Annotated in this window: 22 protein-coding genes, 4 tRNA genes and 1 other RNA gene; 11 read left to right on the top strand and 16 right to left on the bottom strand. The window is 37.2% G+C overall.

What is annotated here, in order from left to right; translation table 11 throughout:
* A partial coding sequence (locus D7V20_RS06150; RefSeq protein WP_120383428.1) for a KAP family P-loop NTPase fold protein occupies positions 1-1196 on the bottom strand: 1196 nt, incomplete at its 3' end.
* 60 nt (positions 1197-1256) lie between these two features.
* A complete protein-coding gene (locus D7V20_RS06145) occupies positions 1257-2021 on the bottom strand; it encodes a hypothetical protein (protein ID WP_120383427.1) in 765 nt (254 codons plus the stop codon).
* Between the two features lie 464 nt (positions 2022-2485).
* Here D7V20_RS06145 and D7V20_RS06140 point away from each other — a divergent pair, with 464 nt between their 5' ends.
* Entirely contained in the window at positions 2486-2923 is a 438-nt protein-coding gene (locus D7V20_RS06140) for a universal stress protein (RefSeq protein WP_120383426.1), read from the top strand.
* Between the two features lie 114 nt (positions 2924-3037).
* Here the strand turns inward: D7V20_RS06140 and D7V20_RS06135 are convergent, their stop codons facing one another.
* Positions 3038-3352, bottom strand: a complete 315-nt coding sequence (locus D7V20_RS06135; RefSeq protein WP_120383435.1) for an MGMT family protein — start codon at positions 3350-3352, stop codon at positions 3038-3040.
* A 113-nt stretch (positions 3353-3465) separates the two neighbouring features.
* On the opposite strand from D7V20_RS06135, the gene D7V20_RS06130 reads away from it, so the two are divergent.
* The gene (locus D7V20_RS06130; protein ID WP_120383425.1) at positions 3466-4431 is read left to right on the top strand and encodes an alpha/beta fold hydrolase; all 966 of its coding nucleotides are present in this window, start codon (positions 3466-3468) and stop codon (positions 4429-4431) included.
* 75 nt (positions 4432-4506) lie between these two features.
* On the opposite strand, the gene D7V20_RS06125 is transcribed toward D7V20_RS06130, so the two are convergent.
* The 3 genes from D7V20_RS06125 to D7V20_RS06115 all read right to left on the bottom strand — a co-directional run bounded on the left by D7V20_RS06125 (position 4507) and on the right by D7V20_RS06115 (position 8128).
* Positions 4507-6006, bottom strand: coding sequence for a cation:proton antiporter (locus tag D7V20_RS06125; protein WP_120383424.1), 1500 nt, complete (start codon positions 6004-6006; stop codon positions 4507-4509).
* Positions 6007-6269: 263 nt separating this feature from the next.
* On the bottom strand, positions 6270-7160 hold the full coding sequence (ypfJ, locus tag D7V20_RS06120; protein WP_120383423.1) for a KPN_02809 family neutral zinc metallopeptidase: 891 nt from the start codon (positions 7158-7160) through the stop codon (positions 6270-6272).
* A 41-nt stretch (positions 7161-7201) separates the two neighbouring features.
* Positions 7202-8128 carry a DUF808 domain-containing protein gene (locus D7V20_RS06115; protein WP_120383422.1) on the bottom strand — a complete coding sequence of 309 codons (927 nt, stop codon included), beginning with the start codon at positions 8126-8128 and terminating at the stop codon, positions 7202-7204.
* A gap of 197 nt (positions 8129-8325) precedes the next feature.
* Between D7V20_RS06115 and trpS the strand changes: the two genes are divergently transcribed.
* The 3 genes from trpS (at position 8326) to D7V20_RS06100 (ending at position 12268) form a co-directional block, all read left to right on the top strand.
* Positions 8326-9339, top strand: a complete 1014-nt coding sequence (gene trpS, locus D7V20_RS06110) for a tryptophan--tRNA ligase (RefSeq protein ID WP_120383421.1) — start codon at positions 8326-8328, stop codon at positions 9337-9339.
* 538 nt (positions 9340-9877) lie between these two features.
* The gene (locus tag D7V20_RS06105; RefSeq protein ID WP_120383420.1) at positions 9878-10522 is read left to right on the top strand and encodes a YqiJ family protein; all 645 of its coding nucleotides are present in this window, start codon (positions 9878-9880) and stop codon (positions 10520-10522) included.
* Positions 10523-10552: 30 nt separating this feature from the next.
* A complete protein-coding gene (locus D7V20_RS06100) occupies positions 10553-12268 on the top strand; it encodes a flotillin family protein (RefSeq protein WP_120383419.1) in 1716 nt (571 codons plus the stop codon).
* Between the two features lie 80 nt (positions 12269-12348).
* On the opposite strand, the gene glpD is transcribed toward D7V20_RS06100, so the two are convergent.
* Both glpD and D7V20_RS06090 read right to left on the bottom strand, forming a co-directional pair.
* A complete protein-coding gene (glpD, locus tag D7V20_RS06095; RefSeq protein WP_120383418.1) occupies positions 12349-13878 on the bottom strand; it encodes a glycerol-3-phosphate dehydrogenase in 1530 nt (509 codons plus the stop codon).
* A 247-nt stretch (positions 13879-14125) separates the two neighbouring features.
* A complete protein-coding gene (locus D7V20_RS06090) occupies positions 14126-14887 on the bottom strand; it encodes a DeoR/GlpR family DNA-binding transcription regulator (RefSeq protein ID WP_120383417.1) in 762 nt (253 codons plus the stop codon).
* Positions 14888-15330: 443 nt separating this feature from the next.
* Here D7V20_RS06090 and D7V20_RS06085 point away from each other — a divergent pair, with 443 nt between their 5' ends.
* The gene (locus tag D7V20_RS06085; RefSeq protein ID WP_120383416.1) at positions 15331-15759 is read left to right on the top strand and encodes a hypothetical protein; all 429 of its coding nucleotides are present in this window, start codon (positions 15331-15333) and stop codon (positions 15757-15759) included.
* Positions 15760-15795: 36 nt separating this feature from the next.
* Here D7V20_RS06085 and D7V20_RS06080 read toward each other — a convergent pair whose 3' ends face one another.
* Both D7V20_RS06080 and folD read right to left on the bottom strand, forming a co-directional pair.
* Positions 15796-16464 carry a class I SAM-dependent methyltransferase gene (locus tag D7V20_RS06080; protein ID WP_120383434.1) on the bottom strand — a complete coding sequence of 223 codons (669 nt, stop codon included), beginning with the start codon at positions 16462-16464 and terminating at the stop codon, positions 15796-15798.
* A 189-nt stretch (positions 16465-16653) separates the two neighbouring features.
* Entirely contained in the window at positions 16654-17502 is an 849-nt protein-coding gene (gene folD / locus D7V20_RS06075; protein ID WP_089604368.1) for a bifunctional methylenetetrahydrofolate dehydrogenase/methenyltetrahydrofolate cyclohydrolase FolD, read from the bottom strand.
* 152 nt (positions 17503-17654) lie between these two features.
* Between folD and D7V20_RS06070 the strand changes: the two genes are divergently transcribed.
* The 3 genes from D7V20_RS06070 to D7V20_RS06060 all read left to right on the top strand — a co-directional run bounded on the left by D7V20_RS06070 (position 17655) and on the right by D7V20_RS06060 (position 18874).
* Positions 17655-17728: transfer RNA gene (locus tag D7V20_RS06070), tRNA-Cys, on the top strand.
* Between the two features lie 10 nt (positions 17729-17738).
* Positions 17739-17824 (top strand) — tRNA-Leu (locus tag D7V20_RS06065).
* A 318-nt stretch (positions 17825-18142) separates the two neighbouring features.
* Entirely contained in the window at positions 18143-18874 is a 732-nt protein-coding gene (locus tag D7V20_RS06060; RefSeq protein WP_120383415.1) for a hypothetical protein, read from the top strand.
* 77 nt (positions 18875-18951) lie between these two features.
* On the opposite strand, the gene D7V20_RS06055 is transcribed toward D7V20_RS06060, so the two are convergent.
* Complete coding sequence (locus tag D7V20_RS06055; RefSeq protein WP_120383414.1) at positions 18952-20718, bottom strand: alkaline phosphatase D family protein; 1767 nt, start codon at positions 20716-20718, stop codon at positions 18952-18954.
* Between the two features lie 208 nt (positions 20719-20926).
* On the opposite strand from D7V20_RS06055, the gene D7V20_RS06050 reads away from it, so the two are divergent.
* Positions 20927-21012: transfer RNA gene (locus D7V20_RS06050), tRNA-Leu, on the top strand.
* 489 nt (positions 21013-21501) lie between these two features.
* Here D7V20_RS06050 and D7V20_RS06045 read toward each other — a convergent pair.
* The 4 genes from D7V20_RS06045 to coaD all read right to left on the bottom strand — a co-directional run bounded on the left by D7V20_RS06045 (position 21502) and on the right by coaD (position 22813).
* Positions 21502-21578: transfer RNA gene (locus tag D7V20_RS06045), tRNA-Met, on the bottom strand.
* A gap of 74 nt (positions 21579-21652) precedes the next feature.
* Positions 21653-22030: RNase P RNA component class A (gene rnpB / locus D7V20_RS06040), an RNA gene on the bottom strand.
* A 20-nt stretch (positions 22031-22050) separates the two neighbouring features.
* Entirely contained in the window at positions 22051-22320 is a 270-nt protein-coding gene (locus D7V20_RS06035) for a YfhL family 4Fe-4S dicluster ferredoxin (RefSeq protein ID WP_120383413.1), read from the bottom strand.
* A gap of 1 nt (position 22321) precedes the next feature.
* Positions 22322-22813 (bottom strand): pantetheine-phosphate adenylyltransferase, encoded by a 492-nt coding sequence (coaD, locus tag D7V20_RS06030; protein ID WP_120383433.1) that lies wholly within the window; start codon positions 22811-22813, stop codon positions 22322-22324.
* Positions 22814-22974: 161 nt separating this feature from the next.
* Between coaD and smpB the strand changes: the two genes are divergently transcribed.
* Positions 22975-23451 (top strand): SsrA-binding protein SmpB, encoded by a 477-nt coding sequence (smpB, locus tag D7V20_RS06025; RefSeq protein ID WP_120383412.1) that lies wholly within the window; start codon positions 22975-22977, stop codon positions 23449-23451.
* Positions 23452-23514: 63 nt separating this feature from the next.
* On the opposite strand, the gene D7V20_RS06020 is transcribed toward smpB, so the two are convergent.
* Positions 23515-24066, bottom strand: coding sequence for a flavodoxin family protein (locus D7V20_RS06020; RefSeq protein WP_120383411.1), 552 nt, complete (start codon positions 24064-24066; stop codon positions 23515-23517).
* Positions 24067-24087: the final 21 nt, after the last annotated feature.

Genomic DNA, 24087 nt, shown 5'->3' with positions numbered 1-24087 from the left:
CTCTTCCAAAGACTCAAATTATGCTTTCTAAAGAAATTAATTTTATCAACACATAAATAATCATTTAGCTTTTTTACTACCGTACTAATATAAATGTGGTAATTAGCATACGGCTCTTGCCCCATGACTAAACTAAGTAAAATTAGATTTTTATGTAAATTTTCAGTTCTTAATAAAGCAAAGGTATTAATTTTTTTACTCAGTTCTCTACTATTTAACTTTTTATCTAATTGCAATCCAAGTGCCCAATAAAACAACTCATTAGTATCTTCAAAAGAATTGAGTTCTCCTATTCGAAAGAGTTGAAATTTTATTACTTCTTCAAAATCACAAGCATCTTTACTAGTTGGTAAATGGACTGTGAAGTCAACAAATTTTTCTAAGTAATCGCCATTCATTTCTGAATCATAGCCATAAAAACTTTTAACTGATTGTAGCAATTGTGGTTTATTCATTACTAAAACAAATACAATTTTAGGAATATCAAAAAAGTGTTTAATACGCTCAATCAAACGAATTGCAAAATCAGGACGGCAACGATCCAATTCATCAATGATAAAAACCAAAGGTCTATCTAAACTTTCAGCCAACTTAGCAAGTGTTTCTTTAAAAGCATTTAAGGATTGTTTTTCTTCTTGATAATCATCAATTTTCTTTTGAATAGCTTCCGTAACTTTTTCACCAATATTGTCCGTTACCTTATCAACAATATTCTCATATTTATCTTTTAGAGAATCATTATCAATCTTTAAAAAAGGAATAATTCCACCTGTTAAAGCAAAACTAATCATTGAGGCAATAATTGTTGGAGCTTGAGTTAACAAACCTTGTTGCAAAACCGCTGCTGCCTTTTTAAACTTATGGACAAGTCTTTTATCAGCTGTTTGATCAAGTTTAGAAGCTATCTCAGAAGAAATGACTAAAAAAGGATCTTCCAAGTAATCATTTGCAAATGCATCCAAATAAATCACATTATGGTTTTCATCTTCTAAATGCTTTTTCCAATGCCTTACAAACCACGTTTTCCCCTCGCCCCAACGCGCATCTAAAGCAAGTACAGCACCACAGTTCAAACGATCTACATAATTGGTTAATTGAATACCTAGGCGTTTCCGATCCCAAAGATCGCCTTCCCAAGCTTGTTCAATATTATCTAAATTTGTACGTTGCCAATTTAATTGATTTTTTTCAGTCATTAACTATTCATTATCATCAGGTTACCTATAGTATGACCGAACTCCATCTACATTGAAAAGTCATTTATTCTTCTGCTCAAACGGCATCACCACTTCACGATGCTTTTCCACGACTTTACTCTTTTCGGGTTTAAAAGCCTCCCAAGTAAAGTCTGTATAATTCAAAGTCCATTGATAATATGGCTTGCCTACATCCTTGAATTGAATCGATAAACTTGAAGCACTTTCATCATGACAATGTGGTGAGGTCTGATAATCTTTTTCAGAAAAACAGGCTCGAATCATTTCATAAGAATAGAAAGGCACATTAGACAAAGCCAACTGATACTTGCCTTTCGGTTCTAACATCACAAAATCTGCAAACTGTTCACCTTTACCACCACCTGAATAACCAGTCCCCCAATGCTGAACGATAGCAATTGCAAACTTTTGCCGATTCAAAGGATAAAATGCAGGGAAAATTTCAACACCATAGTCACCCAACTCACCATCCTCAGAACTTTGATTATGATGCTGATAATTTTTAAAATTCCATGCATCAACAACTTTATAACGATTTTTATCTTTAACAAGTTCAATCAATTGAGGAGTGTTATCAATCAAATATACCTTGCCATCATTCGATGCTTTGTTTTTCCATAAAGCTGAGTCTTCCGAACACGTTAAATTCAAATCTGCGCAGATCTTTTTGAACTGTAATGATTCAGCTTTTAATTTAACCAAAGCAACTGCTTGAATCGTATCTACAGCAACAGCAGGTACTGAAAATACTATGAGCGATGAGAATAACACCGATTGGATAACCACATGTTTATGCATATTCATACTAAATAATCGCTCCAGCGTCCTATGAAATTAAGCCTTTCTTGCAAGATGAATGTGAATATTTCAAAAAAGATAAACTGTCTGATCGACAATACATATAAGATTATTAACAAGAACAATAATTTAACTTTTCAAATATAAATACCTGATGCCCCTCACAATTATGTATATTTTTTGTTCCTCACGATTTTAGTGATCTCATGATTTTAACTATTCCATAGCTAAATTATTTTATAAATCCCTTGTAATTCTATGATGTTTCACTAAATTTAAATATCTTGATTTTGATATTACACGCTATTGACTAATTAAAAATAAATTAAGTTATTTCAATAAATTAACCCTATGAAATTACTGGGTTTTATTCTTTTCATATTCACGTTATGATCAAAGTGTAAACTGATTTACGTGTTCAATTTTCATCATTCAATTCAGCATTTTTTATCAAAATAAGGAAATTACCTATGGCTTATCAAAATATCCTTGTCCCTGTCGATGGTTCAGAAACGTCTCTATCTGTGATTAAACATGCTGCTGAACTTGCTAAAGCATTTAACAGTAAAATCACAGTTGTTCAAGTGATGACTTTAGACCCGTATATTGCTTCGGAATACCTTGCTCATGGGCAAAGTAATATGTTGATTGAACGTGCTCGAGAATTTATCCAAGACAATATCAATGTTGCAAAGGAACAATTTCTTGCAGAAGGCGTGCAAGTTGAAACGCGTTTACTTGAAGGTGAAAATATTGCACGTACGATCAATCAAGCCACTACAGATTTAAAAATTGATTTGGTTATTCTTAGCTCTCATGGACGCACTGGCTTCCAAAAACTGATTATGGGTAGCGTTGCGCAAAGTCTTTTAACTGAGCTACAGATTCCTGTATTAGTGATTAAATAAGTATTGATTTTAATACTCTATTTCAAATATTGATTTTGAATAACCACATCGTAACAATTTAATATTTGAATACTAAAAGTCCTTATCATCACGCCATGATAGGGATTTTTAATTTTAAGGTACCCATTGGTATTTTTTTAAATTAATTTTGCCCTCAATCACCACAACATTTTCAGACAATAACAAGGCTGTTTGAATGCAATTGCCCTGTTCATCTAATTTGTTCAGGCTAATTTTACCTTGTGAATTTACCACTCTATGCCACGGAATCGCGTGACCTTGTTCAAGTTGTCCCAAAACTCGTCCCACCAAACGTGCATGCTTGGGTAGACCCGCTAATTTAGCGATCTGTCCATAACTGGCAACTTTGCCCTGTGGTATTTGCACAATCACATTGAGAATAAGTTGTGCAAGTTCATTATTTTGCATGATTACCATCGCCATTGACCAATAATGAGGAGTTTACTCTTTTTAGGCAAATGTATTCTGTTTGCGACTATTCTAATCTTAAAAAGATAATCTAAAACAACAAGAGTATATTTATGAAACGGATTTTATCTCGAATATTCCTTGCTTCGGCTATCGGTTTGGCATCCATTGAGGGGATATCGCAAACTCAAGCAGCACCTTCTATTGATATCCAAAGTGTCTTGCAGCAAGAACGCTCTTGGGCAAGTATGGAAACCAAGCGTATTAAAGTTGCTGATATCGACTGGGCGTATAGCGAAGGCGGTCAAGTGGGTAAGCCTACGCTGATGTTAGTTCACGGTTTAGCGGGGAGTCGTGATAACTGGAATCGCTTAGCACGTTATTTAACCCCTTATTATCATGTCATTATTCCCGATTTACCTGGTCAAGGTGACAGTAAAGTTCCCAATGATTTTGATTATTCACTTCCAAATCTGACTGAGAAATTACGTCGTTTTGCTGAAGCCATTAAAGTGGATAATGGTTTAAATATTGCAGGTCATAGTATGGGAGGATCGATTGCCCTACTCTATGTTGCACAATACCCTGTTGATACCAAGTCATTGTTTTTAATTGACAGTGCTGGTGTGTTTAAGTCGGCAAATACGCCTTATTTAAAAGATCCAACAACCTTGCGTAATATGCTGGTCAGTAAACCAGGTGATTTTGATCGTTTAATGAAAATCGCCATGAATACGCCACCGTTTATTCCAAAAGAACTCAAAGATGCGCAAGAAAAACTCATGATCAGTCAATCCGCCAATACTTCAAAACTGATCGAGCAATTGATTGTCATGTCGAAACTATTTACACCTGATTCATTTGCAATCGCAGCTCGCTCTATTGACCAACCTGTGCTGATCGCATGGGGCGATAAAGACCAAATCATTAATGTTGAAGCGGCAGCGGAACTAAAAGGCTTACTCAAAAATGCGCAAGAACCCGTTATTTTAAAAGGGATCGGTCATATGCCAATTTTGGAACAAGAACAGCTGTTGGTTAAACCTTATTTGGACTTTTTAGGCAAACATGCGAAATAAATGAATTGAGCCTAACCTCGAAACCTCTTGAAACTCCCTGCTTTGAAAAAGAAGGGAATGTCAAAGTATTGATTATTAAAAGTTTGCAGGATTTTCCAAACGCTTCACTTCTTGTGCCTTTTTAGGATGATGTACGGTTGCGACGCCATCGGCTGATTTTTTATCTATCAAAGCTTCTGGGTTATAAATTGTAATGGTTTCATGCCCTTCCGCATCTTCACCTACAATGTATTTAACCCCTTTGCGGTTCATTTTATTACACATCCGTTGGTACCACCCCTTAAAGCCAGTGATTTCTTCATTTGGATTATAATAAAAGGCATTCATAACAGCAGGTAATCCTAAACCACAGACTACACCTGAAAGTAATACACTTATAAAAGTATAACCAATCAAAATACTACTATAGTCACGTAGTTCTGGTACATTCGCAACCGCAAGAATCAAGGCCAAAGAAATCCCGCCGCGTACGCCACCCCAAGATAAGATTGCCAAACTACCGTTATAGCTTTTTTGTCTAAAACTAGGAAAAAATGCAAATGCCAAAAAGTTCGCTGCAAAACGTGAAATATGTAATGCAAAGAATGCAAAAATACCGCCAAGAATCAAACTGGTACTCAAATCTAGAATGAAGATCTCTAAACCAATTAAAGTGAATAAGAATGAATTGATAATTCCTTCAACTGTATGCCAAAAATGATTAACTTCACGAATTTCACGATCTTGTAAAATTTCTTTCCATTTATTTCCAACAATCAAACCACCAATAACGCAGGCAATCGGTGCTGAAGCATGTGCAAACAAAGCAACCAGATAAGAGCCACATGCCAATAAAGCCGTGGTTAGAATCAAAGATTCCATTTCATGTTTACCACGAAGTAAACGCAAAACACCTAGTCCAAAAGCCCAACCAATAATGACCGCAACAACAATTTCATAGAGGAAGGTTTGTAAGGTTGCAATTAAACTAAAATGCTCACCTTCTAATACATTTAATAAAGTCATGAATACCGCAATACACATGGCATCATTAAATAAAGATTCGCCCTCAAGTTTAACGATCAAATGATGTGGCGCACGAACTGAACTTAAAACACCTTTAATTCCAATAGGATCGGTTGCACCTAATGCAGAACCCAATAAAAGTAAAACTAAAATAGGGACAGGATTTCCAATCAAATATTGAAAGCCAAAAACGAGGCCAGCGAAAAATATTGCACAGAATAAAAGTGCAATTGTGGCCAAAATACTGATCGGCTTCCAATATACTTTCAGGTCTGAAACTTTAAATTTGAGTGCTGATGATGTCAAAATAAAGCAAATAACACCGTTCACCAAAAAATCATAGAAATCAATGTGACGCACGGCTTCTTCGATATTATGAATATTGATGGAAATAAATTGATTCCCATTCAATAAGCTCGCACCCCATTGTAAAATAAAGACAAAAATTGCAGAAACAATCGGAACACCAATTGCTTGAGGAAAGCCTAAAATACGTTTATTGAAAATGGTCGTTGCAATGGAAAGTGCAAAAACAACTGTGAAGACCTGTAGAAGAAAATAATTACCCATGCAACCTCTATTCTCTATTTTTTAATTAAAATCAATATCAAACACTCGATCATTCCCAAATAAATACAAAATAAAAGACCATTCAACAATCCTAATAATTTTACAAAAAAATGAGAAAGTTAAATTAAATATTTATAATTTTTAACATAAAACTATTGATGTAACATCTCACATCTTAAAAGCAAATTAGAAAAACAAAAGAAAGGATTTCCATCCTCTCTTTCAATTTATTCAATATTATTCAATACCAAATAGTATTTAAATTACTTGAAAGTGTCGCACTGATTTACATCACCAGATTTCAAACCTATATTAAACCATTGCATACGCTGTTGACTGGTTCCATGGGTAAAACTATCAGGCACAGCATAACCACGAGCTTGTTTTTGCAGATAATCATCACCGATCTTTTGAGCTGCATCCATTGCTTCTTCAACATCGCCTTGTTCTAAGAACTGAGTACGTTGTTGGGTATGATTGGCCCATACACCTGCAAAACAATCTGCTTGTAATTCTAAACGTACAGAAAGTTGATTGCCTTGCGCTTCACTTGATTGTTGGCGCGCCTTTTGTACTTGTGAGGAAATCCCCAAAAGGTTTTGTACATGGTGTCCAACCTCATGTGCAATCACATAAGCTTGTGCAAAATCACCCGCTTCATCTTTTGCAGAAAGCTCCGACTGATTTTGTTCACCTGAAATTCCCATTTGCTGACGCATGTCTTTAAAGAATTGGGTATCTATATAAACTTTTTGATCCGCTGGACAATAAAAAGGCCCCATTGCAGATTGTGCTGTTCCACAAGCTGAGTCTGTACGACCTGTAAAAAGTTTTAATTTAGGTGCTGTATATTGCGCACCTTGTTGTTGGAAAATGGTTGTCCACGTATCTTCCGTATCAGCCAACACAGTTCCAACAAAGTCTGAGACTTCTTTTTGTTGAGGTGTCAGCGAAGTCGGCGCAGTATTTTGCGTTTCTCCAGCAGATGTCACTTGTTTGGTTGCTTGATAAGCTTGTTGCGGATCTACGCCAAAAAATTTCCAAGCCACAAAAGCTACAATCAAACCGAGAATACTAATCCCACCTGCTTTTACACCACCTCCACCACGTCGATCTTCGACATTTTCACTGACACGACGTCCTTTCCAACGCATAGCCTTATCCTTCTTATTTTAAATTGAAAATCATTTATGAGTTAAGCTGTTGTCGATTTACCACGAATTTTTTGAATCAATCCAACCACAAGTACCACGATTAAACCTGCAACAATCCCCACCACCATATTGATTAAAGTCGGGGTAATTGCACCCATGATACTGCCAACTGTAGGAATATGTTGTGCATGATCAACGGCTTCTTCAGTCAAGTGATGTAGTGAAGAAACGGTATGAGTAATAATTCCACCACCAACGAGGAACATAGCTACTGTACCAACAATGGTCAATGTTTTCATAAGTTTAGGAGCGAAAGCTAATAAACCACGGCCAATCGCTTGTTTCATATTTGAAGCTTGTTGGGTAAGATACAAACCCAAATCATCAATTTTTACAATCATTGCGACAAAACCATAAACACCTACGGTCATTAAGATGGCAATCACAGATAGAACCATGACTTTGGTACCAAATGTCGCAGCTGCAACAGTGCCCAATGAAATGACAACAATTTCAGCAGAAAGAATGAAGTCGGTACGAACAGCGCCTTTAATCTTTTCTTTTTCAAAAGTCGCTAAATCTGTCTCAATCTGCTTCATTTCTTCATGCGCAGCTTCTTCTGTTTCGGCTTTTTTATGCTGTAAGCTATGAATAACTTTCTCTACGCCTTCATAGCAAAGGAATAAACCACCGATCATCAGTAAAGGGTTAATTAACCACGGCGCAACCACACTAATCAATAACGCTAATGGCACCAAAATTAACTTATTAACAAAAGAACCTTTGGCAACACTCCAAACCACTGGTAACTCTCGTTCTGAACGCACACCACTGACCTGTTGCGCATTTAATGCTAAGTCATCACCCAAAACACCTGCCGTTTTTTTGGCTGCCATTTTGCTCATCACTGCAACATCATCAAGAACAGTTGCAATATCATCTAGCAATATTAATAAACTACTCGCCATTTTTTATCCTAAATTTTAGTTATTTCACTATTTTAATTTGAAAATGGTTTTTTCTATAGAAAATTTTGTAGATTTTCACATTTATCCATAAAAAGCATCACATCACCAAATTTCACTGACATTAAAATAAATTATCTCGTACAATGGTGCGCATTCACAAAACATGACTGTCCTTTAATAAGACTTTGGAAGCGATAATGACGAATCAAGATAATCGTCCTGTGATTTTGACAGGCGACCGTCCTACTGGACAACTACATTTAGGGCATTTTGTAGGTTCTTTACGCTCAAGAGTAGGCTTACAAGATTCTCATCATCAACATTTACTTCTTGCAGATGCTCAAGCACTGACAGACAATGCGGATAATTTTGAAAAAGTACGACGTAACATTCTTGAAGTGGCTACAGATTACTTAGCTGTTGGTATTGACCCAACAAAAACTACCATTTGTGTTCAATCATGCTTACCTGCACTGAATGAACTCACCATGTTGTATTTAAACTTTGTGACTGTTTCTCGTTTGGAACGCAACCCAACCATTAAAACTGAAATCCAGTTACGTGGTTTTGAACGTGATATTCCAGCTGGTTTCTTATGCTATCCAGTTGCTCAAGCTGCTGACATTACAGCATTTAAAGCAACCGTTGTTCCTGTGGGTGAAGATCAGATTCCAATGATTGAACAGACCAATGAAATTGTTCGTCGTTTAAATCGTCAAATTGGGCACGAAATTTTGCCTGAATGTAAGGCACTTCTATCTAATATGAGCCGCTTACCTGGTTTTGATGGTAAGGCGAAAATGTCTAAATCTTTAGGTAATACCATTGTGTTAGATGCTTCTGATAAAGATATTAAAAAAGCAGTGAATGCAATGTATACCGACCCGAACCATCTTCGTATTGAAGACCCAGGTCAGGTTGAAGGTAATATTGTATTTACTTATTTAGATGCATTTGATCCAAACAAAGAAGAAGTTGAAGAGTTAAAAGCACATTATCGCCGTGGTGGTTTGGGTGATGGTACTGTGAAAAAACGTCTTGAAGGTGTGCTTAAAGAGTTGATCACACCGATTCGTGAGCGTCGTATGGAACTCGCAAAAGATCCTGATTACATCATGGATATTTTGAAAACTGGTACAGAAAAGTGCCGTATTATTACGCAAAACACGCTTGATGAAGTTAAAAATGGTTTAGGTGTATTTCATTTTTAAACATTAATTAAAAATTTTTAGTCAGCTAAAAAACAAAAAAGCCTTTCTTTTGAAAGGCTTTTTTGTTTGATGGTGTTCACATTTTAACCACATTTACGAGAGTTAACACTTATTTACGTGAATACCAATGAAATTACAGATGAGAACATCTACTATCTACTTAAGTTATGAATCTTCCCCAAAATTCATAACATTTCTCCTTGACCGAACTGTGAAAGCAGATTCGTTGTTCTACGCAATGATCACCCCAATCATTGCGTATTTTTTTGTCTTCAGTTCCACCTGTAAAACAGCTTCATTTATAAGCAATACGAGAACAAAAGACAAGCGCTACTTGATTATTACTTTTCTTTAATTATACCAAACACACTAAGATGCTGATTTTAATTATGATAAATTAACAATTTAATTGTAATCTGTAAATAAAACCGATAAGCTTGATCTATTAATCAAATTAATGGATGCAATCTTTTATTCATTCGTTAAAATTAAAACGTATTTTTATAAGAAAGTTAACCAATATATTGAGTACAACTATATGTGGGAACTCTTTACGCATTCATCTAATCTGCTCTTTAGCGTCAGCTTATGCCTCATGTTATTACTCGGTATTTTAGAATGCTTACTTTTAATTATTGGCTCAACCTCACAAGGCTTTTTAGATCAGTTCATTCCTGATCAACTTCTTGACTCACATCATCCAGATGTTGAACTCAATACTGACAGTAGTTTCTTTGTACAATTTTTAGATTGGTTATATTTGGGACGTATTCCAGTCTTGGTCTGGCTGATCATTTTTCTGACTGTATATGCATTATTTGGCTTTATTGTCCAAGCCACTTTCTACCACTTTACACAACATTATTTCCCACTTTGGATTATTGCTCCTGCAAGCCTTTTTCTATGTATGCCAATTGTTCGCACCTGCGCATTGGGCATTGCAAAAATCTTACCCAAAGACGAAACCACTGCCATTCATACTGATGAACTGATTGGGCGTAAAGCATACATTATTTTAGGTGAAGCCAAACTCAACTACCCTGCTCAAGCTAAAGTGGTTGACCAATTCGGACAAACCCATTACATACTCGTTGAGCCTGAAACAGATATTATATTTCAACAAGGTCAAGAAGTAATTTTAACACAAAGAACCAAGGTTGGTTTTCAAGCTATTACTGTTTAATTTTGAAAGAGCAAACTCAGAGATAATAAAATGCTAACTGAAAATTTATACGAAATACTGGTCTTAGCCGGAATAATACTTGTGGCACTGGTTGTCATTGGGATAATTATTGCGCGCCTCTATAAACGTTCAAGTAAAGAAGTATCTTTTGTACGTACTGGTTTTGGGGGCGAGAAAGTCATTTTGAATGGTGGGGCCATCGTACTCCCTGTTTTACATGAAGTTATTCCTGTAAATATGAACACATTGCGCCTTGAGGTCAGACGTGCAACGGATCAAGCCTTGATTACCCGTGATCGTATGCGCGTGGACGTGATGGCTGAATTCTATGTTCGAGTCAAACCAACTGCAGAATCGATTGCCACTGCTGCACAAACTTTGGGTAAAAAAACCATGTCACCGCAAGAGCTCAAAGACTTGGTGGAAGGGAAATTTGTCGATTCTTTACGCGCAGTTGCTGCTGAAATGGCAATGGAAGAATTACATGAAAAACGTGTCGATTTTGTTCAAAAAGTACAACAAGTCGTGTCTGAAGATTTATTTAAGAATGGCTTGGAATTAGAAACCGTTTCATTGACTGGTTTAGATCAAACCAGTTTTGAATATTTTAATCCGCAAAATGCCTTTGATGCTGAAGGTTTAACTAAACTGACTGAAACAATTGAAGACCGCCGTAAAAAGCGTAATGATATTGAACAAGACAATGACTTAGCCATCAAAGCAAAAAACTTATCGACTGAACAAGCTCGTTTACAAATTTTACGTGAAGAAGAATATGCAAAACTTCAACAAGAGCGTGAAATTGCTATTCGTAAAGCCGAACAAATGGCTGAAATTGCATCTCAAGAAGCAGCCAAAAAACGTGAGGCTGAAGAAGCTCGAATTGCTGCTGAACGTGAAATTGAATTAAAACGTATTGCATCTGCACGTGATGTTGAAAATGAAAATATTCAAAAAGCACAATTAATTCAAAAAGCACAAGTTGAACAAAAGAAAACGATTGAACTAGCAGAACAAGATCGTGCCATCGCCATTGCCGAAAAATCACGTGCTGAATCTGAAGCCAAAGCACTGGCTGATCAAGCACGTGCTCAAGCGGTAAAAGCTGAGGAAGAAGTCACGACTGTACGTGAAACTCAACGTGCTGAGCGTTTAAAAGCGGTTGAATTGGTTGCAGCAAAACAGGTTGCGGAAACGGATGCAATTGCCATTACGGTTGCAGCAGAGGCTTCTAAACAAGCGGCTGCTGACGATGCGGAAGCGGTACGTATTGCAGCACAAGCCGAAGCTGAAAAAGTACGCTTAAGAGCTAAAGGTGAAGCAGATGCAAAAATGCTACTCGCTGCTGCTCAAGAAAAACAATACCAAGTCGATGCTGATGGTACACGTGCTGTCAATGAAGCCAACAATATCCTTTCGACTGAACAAGTTGAAATGCAAATCCGCTTAGCACTCATGAAGTATTTACCTGAAATTATTCGTGAAAGTGTTAAACCGATGGAAAATATTGACGATATCAAAATCCTGCAAGTCAATGGCTTAGGCGGTATCAATAGTACAACTCACCCAGGTGAGGCTGCTGATCAAGGTCAAATTGCGCTCTCAGATCAGGTAGTAAACAGTGCTTTGCGTTACCGCTCTCAAGCACCATTGATTGATAGCTTAATGAATGAACTTGGTATTAAAGGTGGTGATATCAATGGTTTAACTCAATCCTTAAATCAAAAGCCTGAAAAAGAGTCATGATTTACTGAACAAAGCCCCTTTTGAGGGGCTTTACTTTATTACGGGAATCTATAACTTGCCTTCCCAATAGAATGGTTAAACTAAGCCACTTCTTTCTGTAAGCGACGTTGATGCAATTCCACTAAATATACATCTAAAGATTGAACATCATCCTGAGTGAATTCTAAATACAGTTTGGTACGACGTTTTAAAATATCAGTCGTTGTAATCGCCCATTCTGAATCAACCAAATAATCAACCTCTTGTGCATACAAACCATGTCCAAAATGTTGCCCTAGCTCATGAACCGATGTTGCATGATGAATAAAATTCCATATACGAGTACCGTATGCATGCGCCCAACGACTTGCTGTCTCTACATCAAGTCCCTTAACTTTATTTTGTAATTCAATCACTAATTCATCTACAGAAATTAGATTTTCAGCACCAGGTAACAATGCTTTTTCTGTCCATGGCTTGTTCATTTCTGGGAAAAACTTTTTCAAATGATCCATTGCCGATTCAGCGAGCTTTCTGTAAGTGGTTAACTTGCCACCAAATACAGATAATAAAGGTGCTTCATTTTCATCCTCTTGCGACAACACCAACGTATAATCACGCGTAATCGCTGCTGGATTATCTGACTCATCATCACACAATGGACGAACCCCTGAAAACGTCTGAATAATGTCAGATTGTTGCAATTGCTTTTTAAAATGATCATTCGATACATCTAAAAGATATTCTATCTCAGTTTGGGTAATTTCAACCTGATTTGGATCAGCAGTGTACTCGCGATCTGTAGTACCAATCATGGTATATTTATCTAAATACGGAATCGCAAAAACAATACGTTGATCATCATTTTGCATAATAAACGCTTTATCCCCTTCATAAATTTTAGGGACGATCATATGACTACCTTGTATCAAACGAATGCCATATTGAGATTTAAGCTGTAAATCTTGTTTGATAAATTGTGCAACCCATGGGCCCGCAGCATTCACCAGAACTTTGGCTTGAATTTGATAACGACCTTGCTCGTTTTCTAACTCAACTAACCAAAGCCCATTTGCTCTTTTTGCAGATACACAACGAGTTTGAGTCACAATTTTTGCGCCCTTTTCACGCGCTTGTAAGGCATTGAGAATCACTAAACGAGAGTCATCAACAGCACAATCAGAATATTCAAAACCACGAGTAATTTCTTCTTTTAATGGGCTTGTTTCAGCAACAAAATAAACTAAATTTGAACCCTCAAGCTTCTCGCGTTTTCCCAAATGATCATAAAAAAATAAGCCTGTTCGAATCAACCATGCAGGTCGTAAATGAGGCTGATGTGGCATGATAAAACGCATTGGTCGGATAATGTGTGGTGCTTTGGATAACAAAACCTCTCGTTCTGCTAAAGCCTCACGCACCAATCGAAATTCTTTATGTTCTAAATAACGCAAACCACCATGGATCAATTTACTGCTTGCAGATGAAGTGTGACTGGCTAAATCATCTTTCTCACATAAAAATACAGATAAGCCACGTCCAATTGCATCTGTGGCAATCCCAACACCATTTATTCCACCACCAATGACAGCGATGTCATAACAGGTTTGTTGCTCAAGACTTTGATTCATTTAGACCACCTATACAGCATAAATTTTCGTTTATTTTCATTTAAGAAAAATAATAAACACTTTAGCCTATACTGTCCATCAAAAACCGACCAAATTACATTCTTGTTTTTCGTTTTATTTCATTATTAACCAATACTAAAGCGCAATCGTTCAAATGCTTTCTTTATTAATACACAACGATTGAGCGTTTTAAATCCCTAATATCAGTGATTACCACATATTTATTTGAATGAAAATGTCTGCTGTTTTAAGCAATGACCAAGGTAACATCAGCTTCTTTAATTTTTTGTAGGAAAACGTCGGTTGGCTTTTCATTGGTAAAAAGACATTCAATATCTGTCAAACTGCCTAAACGCATCATGGCATGACGGCCAAATTTACTATGATCAGCTGCAAGAAAAACATGCCTTGCACCCGCAATAATCTCTTGAGAAACAGAAACTTCTTGAAAATCAAAATCTAGTAGTGTGCCATCTTCATCGATACCACTAATCCCGATTAATGCATAATCGACTTTAAACTGTTTGAAAAAGTCTGATGTCGCTTGACCAATTACACCACCATCTGGACGAACCTTGCCACTGGCAATCAGAATTTCAAAGTCTTCTTTCTTACTTAAAATATTGGCAACATTCAAATTATTGGTGATCACCTTTAAGCCTTGATGTTGCATTAATGCATGCGCAATCGCTTCTGTTGTCGTTCCAATATTAATAAAAATAGATGCATGATCTGGAACAGCATCTGCAATAGCACTTGCAATTCTTTGTTTTTCTTCAAAATTATGACCAATCCGCATACTATAGTCTGTATTGGATACGCTAGAATTAGAATCGATCGCTGCACCACCATGATAACGTCGTAACAACCCATCATCGGCCAATTGATTGATATCACGGCGTACTGTTTGCGGTGTGACAGAAAAATGTTGTGCTAACTCATCAATACTAATATAACCACGTTCTTTAACCAATTCTAAAGTCTGTTGTTGACGGATTGCTAAATTCATTGAATTAACCTTGTTGTTTTATTTTCGAAAACGAACATTAGATGAATAAAATATCATAATTTCAAAAGATTAAACCCATTATGATTTAAAAAGAATGGCATTTACTCAACTTATTTGTTCAATATTGCAACATTTGTTGCTTCTCGCCCCTATCCTATTGGAAACCTATATTTTCCAATGCCTGTATACTCTTTTTCTTAATTTTTGACTTAATTTCTATAACAATTTTCTGTATCGAATGACAGCATCACGATAAATCTTTGGTTTAGACTATCTACCCGCTTTAGTGCAATCTTGAAAAGCATATACCAATCAGCACAATATAAAAGCGATGATTTGAGCTGACTTTCAGTCAGCTTTCGCATTTATACACAAGACAATATTCGTGAATTGACTTGAGCTATGGCATACTTAAAACAACAACAACACCGAGATTTGCAAAAATGAAAAAGATCACTTTATTAGGATTAGGTTGTATTATTATAAGTTTAGCTGCGTGTCAAACAACTCCACGTCAGTATAACGGTGTTACAGGCTACCAAATAGAAAATCAAAGTTCAAACAATGCTACGCTTGCTTACACTTTATCTGGTCGTGCAGATCGTGATTTAGACGTAGATAAATTACAGCGTGCTTGTAAAAAAGTTTTGGGTGAAAATAAAGCTTATAAAATTTCTGTTTTAAGTGTGAATGAAATTATTAACCCGCAGGCAGGCAGTCATGATTCAAAAGGTGTTCAACTTGGTAACAGTCGTACATCGTTTGGACTTTCAAATACACCAAGTTTAAATAACAGTGAAGATTACGCAACACGTCAAGCTTTGGAAACTCGCCCTAGCACTTTACATGTCGTTCGTTATACTTGTTCTTAATTATAAATATGATTTAAATCAATTTATAAGACGCTTTTACAGCGTCTTATAAAAGCTTACATTTCTAAACTCTTTGGCTTCATCTAAATCTGGCCAAGTTGTTGCACTACGCTCATCTAGTTTTTGATAATGTGGATGACTAAAATTTTTCACACGACTGTCTGCAACCCAAACTTCGGGTGCGAACTTTAAAAACTCATCTAAAAAGAAACGATTACACTGATCATATAAAACATCGGCGGCCAGTAATACATCGACTGGCTCGGCTTTATATAAATCATCTAGATATTCCAACTCAACATTGTTCAATAATGCATTTTCACGACATGCATCTAAACTGACTTGATCTATATCGCAACAAATCACACGTTTAGCACCTGCCATTTTGGCAGCAATTGCAACCACACCAGAGCCTGCACCAAAATCTAAAACCACTTTGTCTTGAACATGATGTGGCTCGGCAAGTAACCATTGCGCCATTGCAAGTCCTGATGCCCAACAAAATATCCAATAAGGCGTATCATTCCAAATACGACGAATCACTTCATCATCTAATCGATCTGTTGGAAATACAGGAGGAATCAGCCACAGTGAGATGGGAGTCTCAGGCAATTGCTGCGCAATAAGCTCGCAATTTGGAATCACATCATGCAAAGCATCTAGCAAATGCTCAGGGGCTTTAGCCAATTGAAAAGTACAACTCATTTGATTTTTATTCATTTTACGGTTAAGCGTTTAATTGATAAAAACGCGATCTAAGCTTAAGGTCATAATGAAAACTCCCTCTCCTTCTAAAGGATGAGCGTTATTACGCACAAGAAGGCGAGGATTTATATGATAAATTTCCCTCATCCCAACCTTCTCCCTAAGGGAGAAGGAGTAATCACTACAATATTAACCCAATGCTTTTTCAGCGGCTTCAACTGTTTGACGAATTAATGTTGTAATCGTCATCGGCCCTACACCACCTGGAACTGGCGTATAAGCAGAAGCAACTTCTTCAATACCAACCAATTGGATATCGCCGACACCACCACCATCACGAGGATGGAAACCAGCATCGACCACCACTGCACCTTGTTTAATCCAATCTTTTTGAATCAGCTCAGCTTTACCGACAGCACCAACAACGATATCTGCTTGTTTAACCAATTCTGCAAGATTTTGGGTACGTGAATGACAAATCGTCACTGTCGCATTGGCTTGTAACAACATCATCGCCATTGGCTTACCAAGAATCGCAGAACGTCCAACAACAACCGCATGTTTACCTGCGATTTCAATATTGTATTCTTTAAGCGTAGTCATAATGCCCGCTGGTGTTGCAGAACCATATGCTGCTTCACCCATTGCCATACGACCAAAACCTAAGCAAGTCACGCCATCCACATCTTTTTCAAGCGAAATAGCATCAAAACAAGCACGTTCATCAATTTGCTCAGGAACTGGATGCTGTAACAAAATGCCGTGAACATCAGGATTGGCATTCAACTTCTCAATTTCAGCAAGTAATTGTTCAGTTGTGGTCTCTTTTCCAAGTTCTACTTTAAGAGAATCCATACCTACACGACGGCAAGCATTACCTTTCATACGTACATAAGTTGCAGATGCACCATCATCACCGACCAAAATAGTCGCTAAAATTGGGGTACGACCTGTTTTTGCTTTTAAAGCTTCAACACGAGTCAACAAGTCTGCTTCAATTTGTTTCGCTAATGCGCGACCATCTAATACCAATGCCACGGCACATCTCCAGAGTAGATATGAATCAATTTTGCAAATAATACATGATTATTTGGATATTTTTATTCTATATGCCGATTTTATGTGCATATGCATGAATTATAGTATTGTTTTTTTTTCAAAGGTTGCTAATATGTGCATCACCAAGACATGGCGGGGTGGCAGAGTGGTCATGCAGCGGACTGCAACTCCGTGTACGCCGGTTCGATTCCGACCTCCGCCTCCAATCTTGTAAAGCCCGAGTGGTGAAATCGGTAGACACAGGGGATTTAAAATCCCCCGCCCACAAAGCGTGCCAGTTCGAGTCTGGCCTCGGGCACCATTTTAATACTTCTTAAAATGGTGCAATAAAAATTCCAGCTTCTGCTGGTTTTTTTATGTCTAAAATTTATAAAGACATTTTATTCAAAATAAAACTATTCTATTTATCCAACACTTATATTTCTAGTAATCCCCTCCCTGCGCCAATCTCTGTTTACAATGATCACACTATTTAATTTTTTAGCATTTAAAACACACAGTATTTAGCTCAAATTCTTGCTCCCAATTCAAAATTAGCCTTACAATGATGCTACTTTTGATAATCGCAATAGTGTTCTGAGGCTTAATCTCTTCAGCCGACCAACCTTAAATGAGCAATATGATCAAATCTCAACAAGCCATGCTTTATCTTCAAGACTTGCAAAATAAATATCCTCAAGCGTTTAAACGCAATTTTTTATTTTATAGTCAAATGAAAACCAAAGGGCTTTTAGATGAAGCTAAGGAATTTATTCCTTGGGTTTTATCCATCATAATTTTTTGTAGTCTTTATTTTAGTTTAGGTCATTTTATTGAAAGTCATGTTCCGCAATTGAATGCCTTTCAAGCCAAAGGTACTGCAGCATTAGCCATCATGTTGTTTTTTATGTTGATTGTGCCTTTTATTATCAAACAAATTAAACATAGTTCTATTCACCTTTATAAGCAACTTAATAACACACCTTTCAAACTTGCCGTTTTGATCATTTTACAAGCACTGAATATTTACTTTATTGAGAGTATTTTATTACAAGGCGTTTTATTCTTTTTTGCCATGAGCTTTGGATTTGTCAAATTCTATAAAGAGAATCTGTTTAGAGACAGCACCAAAGACAATGAATACTATCAATTGCAACAAATTCGTAGAACTTGCTTTTGGGCTTATAAACAAGCCATTAAAGCAAGAACCAAGATGAAGTTTTATTCTAAAAATTCTAGAAAATTTAAAGTCCAACAACAGAAATTAACTCAATATTTAGAGCTTCATTTACAACTTTTAAAGTATGAAAATGAAATGTGTATGACCTACAAATACATAGATTTAGATGCATATATGGACAGTTTGATGTGATTTAACATACGAATATCATAAAGAAAAAACCAAGCAAATCATGCTTGGTTTTTTATATCTATCACGTTTAAAGAAACTTATGCGCTTTTCTGAATAGATTTCACATCCACCAAAGCACTATTCAATACCAATTGATGTCCACGAACCGCATCAACAACATAGCTCTTGTCTTTAATGGTACTCATAAAGACCCAATCAGCTTGAACTTGCTGTGCAGTAAAACTAACTTTTAAATAACCACGTTGATTTAAATTAGCGTAGTTCAATTCATCAATTAAAGTGGTAAATGCCATTTCAAATTGCTGTAATTGAGCCATAGGAATATTCAAATACTCTTCTAAACCAGGTGAAGACACTGAACTGGTTGCCAATTCCACACCAACAAAGTCACCTGCCTGCGAATGTAAGTTCGAAGACCACGCATTATGCGTATCCCCTGCAAGTACAACGACTTTTTTATTCAGTGCTTTTAAAGTGCCGTATAAGATTTCACGTTCCACATAATAACCATCCCATGCATCAAGGTTATAAGGTGCAACTGTCGTTACTCGCGCTTTTTCCGCAGCGGTTAAACTTGGATCACCCGCTTGCAAACGCATCTTCAATGTCACCAATTCAGTAATTTGTTGATTCATTTGAGCCAAAATTTCAGGTGTAACATTACCGCTGGTAATTGCAGAAAGTGGCAATAACAATTCAGCAGGAATCAACATTTTAGACATTAACACTTGCTGTCCAAGCACATTCCATCTTGCTGTAGATTGCGCTAATTTCTTTTGTAGCCAATCTCGTTGTGTATAGCCGACTAACGTACGCGTGGTACTGGCTAGATCCGCTTGGAAACGCGCTAGATCCATACCAGAAGCCGTCATATAGTCCACGTAATCCAGTTGCTTATCACGTGCCAAAATACGTGTATCAAGCATGGTTAACTGCACCAATGTTCCAAAATCAAATTGACGATAAATATTCAGATGATCCGTTTCAGATACTGGGCGAATTGGCATCCATTCAAAATAAGCTTGTAATGCTGCTAATTTACGATCTAAAAAAGCACCTTCACTACTTTGATGATTTCCAGCCCCATCTTTCCATGCATCGTTGGCTAACTCATGGTCATCCCAAATCACAATAAATGGATGGCGCTGATGTGCAGCTTGTAAGTCTACATCCATACGGTACAAAGCATAACGTTTACGATAATCATCCAATTTGATGATTTCATTTTCATTACCCGCTGCAAAAGTACGACCTAGCTTTGCTGCATCTGCTGTGGCATACCCCCCTTGCCCATATTCATAAATGTAGTCACCCAAATGAATAATCGCGTCAAGCTCTTGTTTTGCCATTTCTTTATAGACATGGAAATAACCCGCAGGATAATTTGCACATGAACATACTGCGAATTGAACCAAATTGGTGGTTTCAGGGAGTGTTTTGGTACGTCCAACAGGTGAAGTAACTGAACCAAATTTAAAACGGTAAAAATAAGTTTGTCCTGACTTTAATTTATCAGCATCAACTTTAATGGTGAAATCTTGTGCAGAAGCTGTTTGTACCTTGCCTGTATTGATGATTTGAGTAAATTTATCATCTGTCGCAATTTCCCAAACAACCTCTAGACGTAGCGATGTATCTTGCGGTGTGATACGTGTCCACAGAATAACTCTGTCTTTAAGTGGGTCGCCGCTGGCCACCCCATGTACAAATGTTGCTTTTGTTGTTGGTTTAATTGAACTATCGTTATCATCCCCACATGCAGTCAACCCGACTGGTAAAGATAATGCCCCAAAACCTGCTAATGACCTTTGAATAAGTGCACGGCGTGAAATTGAATTAGACATTGATTTTCCCTAAGTTTTTTTATCCAGTTAATTTAGAAGGTTTAGATTTCACTTTGATCTCAAATAAATGAAAAAATCGTGACAAAAAAGATTTTTTAATAAAAATTGGCTTATTTTCAAACATAAACACATGAATTGATTGAAAAGAAAGCAAATCGACTTAAATCTCCTTGCCAAGTGAAAATCTCTCCTTTATTATTGCGTCCATGCCCGAGTGGTGAAATCGGTAGACACAGGGGATTTAAAATCCCCCGCCCACAAAGCGTGCCAGTTCGAGTCTGGCCTCGGGCACCATTTTACAGATCTAAAATGGTGTAATAAAAATTCCAGCAATATGCTGGTTTTTTTATGCCTAAAATTTAGCATCTACATAAGCTAAAATAATATCGAATAGATTTTTTATCAAGAAAATTCCTACTGAAATTTCAACAAATTACAGTCGAATCTGCTGAATCATGCATCAACACAATCCTAGAATATTATTATAATAATCCAATATATCTCACACAAAATGAAGGAATACCTGAACAGCTAGACACTCACAGTGCTTTAATGGGTATTTAAAATGCAAATCTAGGGTACAGAAAACCTCACTGTAACAATGAATCAGTTTTAATTTAAGTTACGCAAGATCAAGTCATTGAACATAGACCAATAAATTTAATAGTTTTTCTGAGCTTAGATCAATTTGAAGATAAATAAGAGACAAATCAAATGAAAGTGTGAGTGAATATCGATTTATAGATAAAAAAAGACCACGTTTTGGAACGTGGTCTATAAAAATGGTGGCTATGACGAGACTTGAACTTGTGACCCCCGCATTATGAGTGCGGTGCTCTAACCAACTGAGCTACATAGCCGAAAAACTGTGGGCGCATTATGTGATGTTATCTTTAGTACGTCAAGTACTTAATGCGCTTAATTGATCAAAATTTGTTGAAGTGAGCCGATAAGCCGGGTTCTGTCGAGAACGATCATTCCTCTAGGCGTACAATCACTCATACGCTCCAGCAACCTACCCGGATCCAGCATGGGCCATGCTTAAAGGATCCCTATTTGGTCTTGCTTCCGGTGGGGTTTACCATGCCATGAACTGTTACCAGCCATGCGGTGCGCTCTTACCGCACCCTTTCACCCTTACCTTCCATTTCTCCGAAAAGAAACGATATTGAAGGCGGTCTACTCTCTGCTGCACTTTCCGTCGGTTCACACCGCCCAGGCGTTACCTGGCACCTTGCCCGTTGAAGCCCGGACTTTCCTCCCCTGCTTCAATCACGGAGATTTCCACAGCAGCGATCGTCTAGCTCACTTCGGGGCGTATCCTAACAAATTTTATTGCGAATTGCTTGTGCTTTTTTGAGCAATCAGTTTTTTATACTTTTCCATCAACTCATCTTGGCTTTCCACATGGTCAGGATCAAGCGGAATACAATCGACTGGACAGAATAAAGAGCACTGTGGCTGATCATGATGCCCAACACATTCCGTACATAGGTTTGGATTAATTTCATAAATCTCCTCCCCCATGTAAATGGCTTCATTTGGGCATACAGGCTCACACACATCACAATTGATGCATTCATCGGTAATAATTAAAGACACGCTACCAACCTTGTTGATGCTTACGATCAAAGGCTTCCACGACACATTGTGGAACAAATTTAGTCACATCACCTTTTAATCGTGCGATTTCCCGAACCATGGTTGAGGAAATAAATGAAAATTGTTCTGACGGTGTTAAAAATACTGTTTCAAAATGCTGGTCTAATTGACGATTCATATTGGCAAGCTGAAATTCGTATTCAAAATCAGAAACTGCTCTTAAACCACGCAACACGGCTGTTGCATTTTGCTCACGGGCAAAATTAACCAATAGTCCATCAAAGCCAACAAATTCAACATTCGGCAAATGTTTGAGCGAAATTTTTGCTAATTCAACACGCTCTTCCAAACTAAAGACTGGGTTTTTATGATGTCCAATCGCAATTGCGACTACAACCTCATCAAACATTCTAGCGGCACGAGCCACTAAATCGACATGACCATTGGTAATTGGATCAAAAGTCCCCGGGTAGATGACACGAGTTTTAGACATCCATTTATACTCTAGTTTATGAAGTAAGCGCATAGTTTAACAAAAACTGAAATATTAGCGAATAACCCCAACTCATTTACAATCAGGTTTTTAATGATGAAATGACTTCACCTTGACTCAAGTTTGAGGCAAAATAAGACCATTCTTGGAATATTTGTATTATGTCGAAAAACATTGTTGTTAAAAAAAATAATGGTGGAACAATTGCGCTAAATAAACGTGCACGCCACGATTATTTCATTGAAGAAAAATTTGAAGCTGGTCTATCGTTGCAAGGCTGGGAAGTGAAATCGTTACGTGCTGGGCGTATGACGATCACTGAAAGCTATATTACATTTAAAAATAATGAAGCTTTCCTGTTTGGAGCTCAAATTCAACCACTACTTTCTGCCTCTTCACATGTTGTACCAGAGGCAACACGTACGCGTAAATTATTACTCTCTCGCCGTGAACTTGAAAAGTTAATGGGCGCAATTAACCAAAAAGGTTATACCTGTGTTCCTTTAGCATGTTATTGGAAAGGCCCGCTTGCTAAGCTTGAAATTGCCTTGGTAAAAGGTAAACAGTTACATGATAAACGTGCAACAGAAAAAGACCGTGATTGGCAACGTGATAAAGCACGTATTATGCATAAGTAATCTTTAAAATAATCGATGTAAAAAACCTCCACTTGGAGGTTTTTTACAATTGAACACAATAGCTTACTTCATTCGATTGACTTGCAATGCCGTATATTCACCAAACCAGATCGCTGTTTCCAAATCACCTTTAGGCGGTGTGATCTCTACAGGCGCATTATCGGATTGAGTCATTAACCCTAAAAAGCTCGACATACGATTTAAATCATCAATTCCACGTCCTGTCGGCATCAATGGCAAACCACTCCACAACATACCATGTTGCATAGCAAAAAGATTGATTTGCTGAAGTACAGCCAGTTTATCGCCGCTTAAACCACCCCCGTTGGTAAAACCTGCAGCTAACTTACCTTGCCAAGCACGTGCTAACCATCGCTTAGATGACTGTTCCATAAATAATTTCAATGCTGAAGTTAGACTGCCCATATAAGTAGGACAACCAAAAATAATTGCATCAGCTTGGTCTAATACATCCCAATCTACATGCTCAACATTCATTGTATGGACCTTAGCACCGACCCGCCCTATACCTTGTGCAATATATTGAGCTACCTTTGCGGTATGTCCATATGGGCTGTGGTAAACAATTGCAATTGATTTAGAAGATAAAGACATAGCGACGAATAACAAACCATT

The organism is Acinetobacter rongchengensis (assembly GCF_003611475.1).
In the GTDB taxonomy this organism is placed as follows: Bacteria; Pseudomonadota; Gammaproteobacteria; order Pseudomonadales; family Moraxellaceae; genus Acinetobacter; species Acinetobacter rongchengensis.
This window is presented reverse-complemented; position numbering and strand designations above follow the sequence as displayed.

Excerpts from the sequence above, each read along its gene's own strand:
- D7V20_RS06130 (WP_120383425.1), top strand. The coding sequence starts at position 3,466 with ATGAAACGGATTTTATCTCGAATATTCCTTGCTTCGGCTATCGGTTTG.
- D7V20_RS06115 (WP_120383422.1), bottom strand. The coding sequence starts at position 8,128 with ATGGCGAGTAGTTTATTAATATTGCTAGATGATATTGCAACTGTTCTT.
- glpD (WP_120383418.1), bottom strand. The coding sequence starts at position 13,878 with ATGAATCAAAGTCTTGAGCAACAAACCTGTTATGACATCGCTGTCATT.
- D7V20_RS06125 (WP_120383424.1), bottom strand. The coding sequence starts at position 6,006 with ATGGGTAATTATTTTCTTCTACAGGTCTTCACAGTTGTTTTTGCACTT.
- trpS (WP_120383421.1), top strand. The coding sequence starts at position 8,326 with ATGACGAATCAAGATAATCGTCCTGTGATTTTGACAGGCGACCGTCCT.
- D7V20_RS06100 (WP_120383419.1), top strand. The coding sequence starts at position 10,553 with ATGCTAACTGAAAATTTATACGAAATACTGGTCTTAGCCGGAATAATA.
- D7V20_RS06145 (WP_120383427.1), bottom strand. The coding sequence starts at position 2,021 with ATGAATATGCATAAACATGTGGTTATCCAATCGGTGTTATTCTCATCG.
- D7V20_RS06090 (WP_120383417.1), bottom strand. The coding sequence starts at position 14,887 with ATGAATTTAGCAATCCGTCAACAACAGACTTTAGAATTGGTTAAAGAA.
- D7V20_RS06140 (WP_120383426.1), top strand. The coding sequence starts at position 2,486 with ATGGCTTATCAAAATATCCTTGTCCCTGTCGATGGTTCAGAAACGTCT.
- smpB (WP_120383412.1), top strand. The coding sequence starts at position 22,975 with ATGTCGAAAAACATTGTTGTTAAAAAAAATAATGGTGGAACAATTGCG.
- D7V20_RS06085 (WP_120383416.1), top strand. The coding sequence starts at position 15,331 with ATGAAAAAGATCACTTTATTAGGATTAGGTTGTATTATTATAAGTTTA.
- ypfJ (WP_120383423.1), bottom strand. The coding sequence starts at position 7,160 with ATGCGTTGGAAAGGACGTCGTGTCAGTGAAAATGTCGAAGATCGACGT.
- D7V20_RS06080 (WP_120383434.1), bottom strand. The coding sequence starts at position 16,464 with ATGAGTTGTACTTTTCAATTGGCTAAAGCCCCTGAGCATTTGCTAGAT.
- coaD (WP_120383433.1), bottom strand. The coding sequence starts at position 22,813 with ATGTCTAAAACTCGTGTCATCTACCCGGGGACTTTTGATCCAATTACC.
- D7V20_RS06105 (WP_120383420.1), top strand. The coding sequence starts at position 9,878 with ATGTGGGAACTCTTTACGCATTCATCTAATCTGCTCTTTAGCGTCAGC.
- D7V20_RS06060 (WP_120383415.1), top strand. The coding sequence starts at position 18,143 with ATGATCAAATCTCAACAAGCCATGCTTTATCTTCAAGACTTGCAAAAT.
- D7V20_RS06055 (WP_120383414.1), bottom strand. The coding sequence starts at position 20,718 with ATGTCTAATTCAATTTCACGCCGTGCACTTATTCAAAGGTCATTAGCA.
- D7V20_RS06135 (WP_120383435.1), bottom strand. The coding sequence starts at position 3,352 with ATGCAAAATAATGAACTTGCACAACTTATTCTCAATGTGATTGTGCAA.
- D7V20_RS06020 (WP_120383411.1), bottom strand. The coding sequence starts at position 24,066 with ATGTCTTTATCTTCTAAATCAATTGCAATTGTTTACCACAGCCCATAT.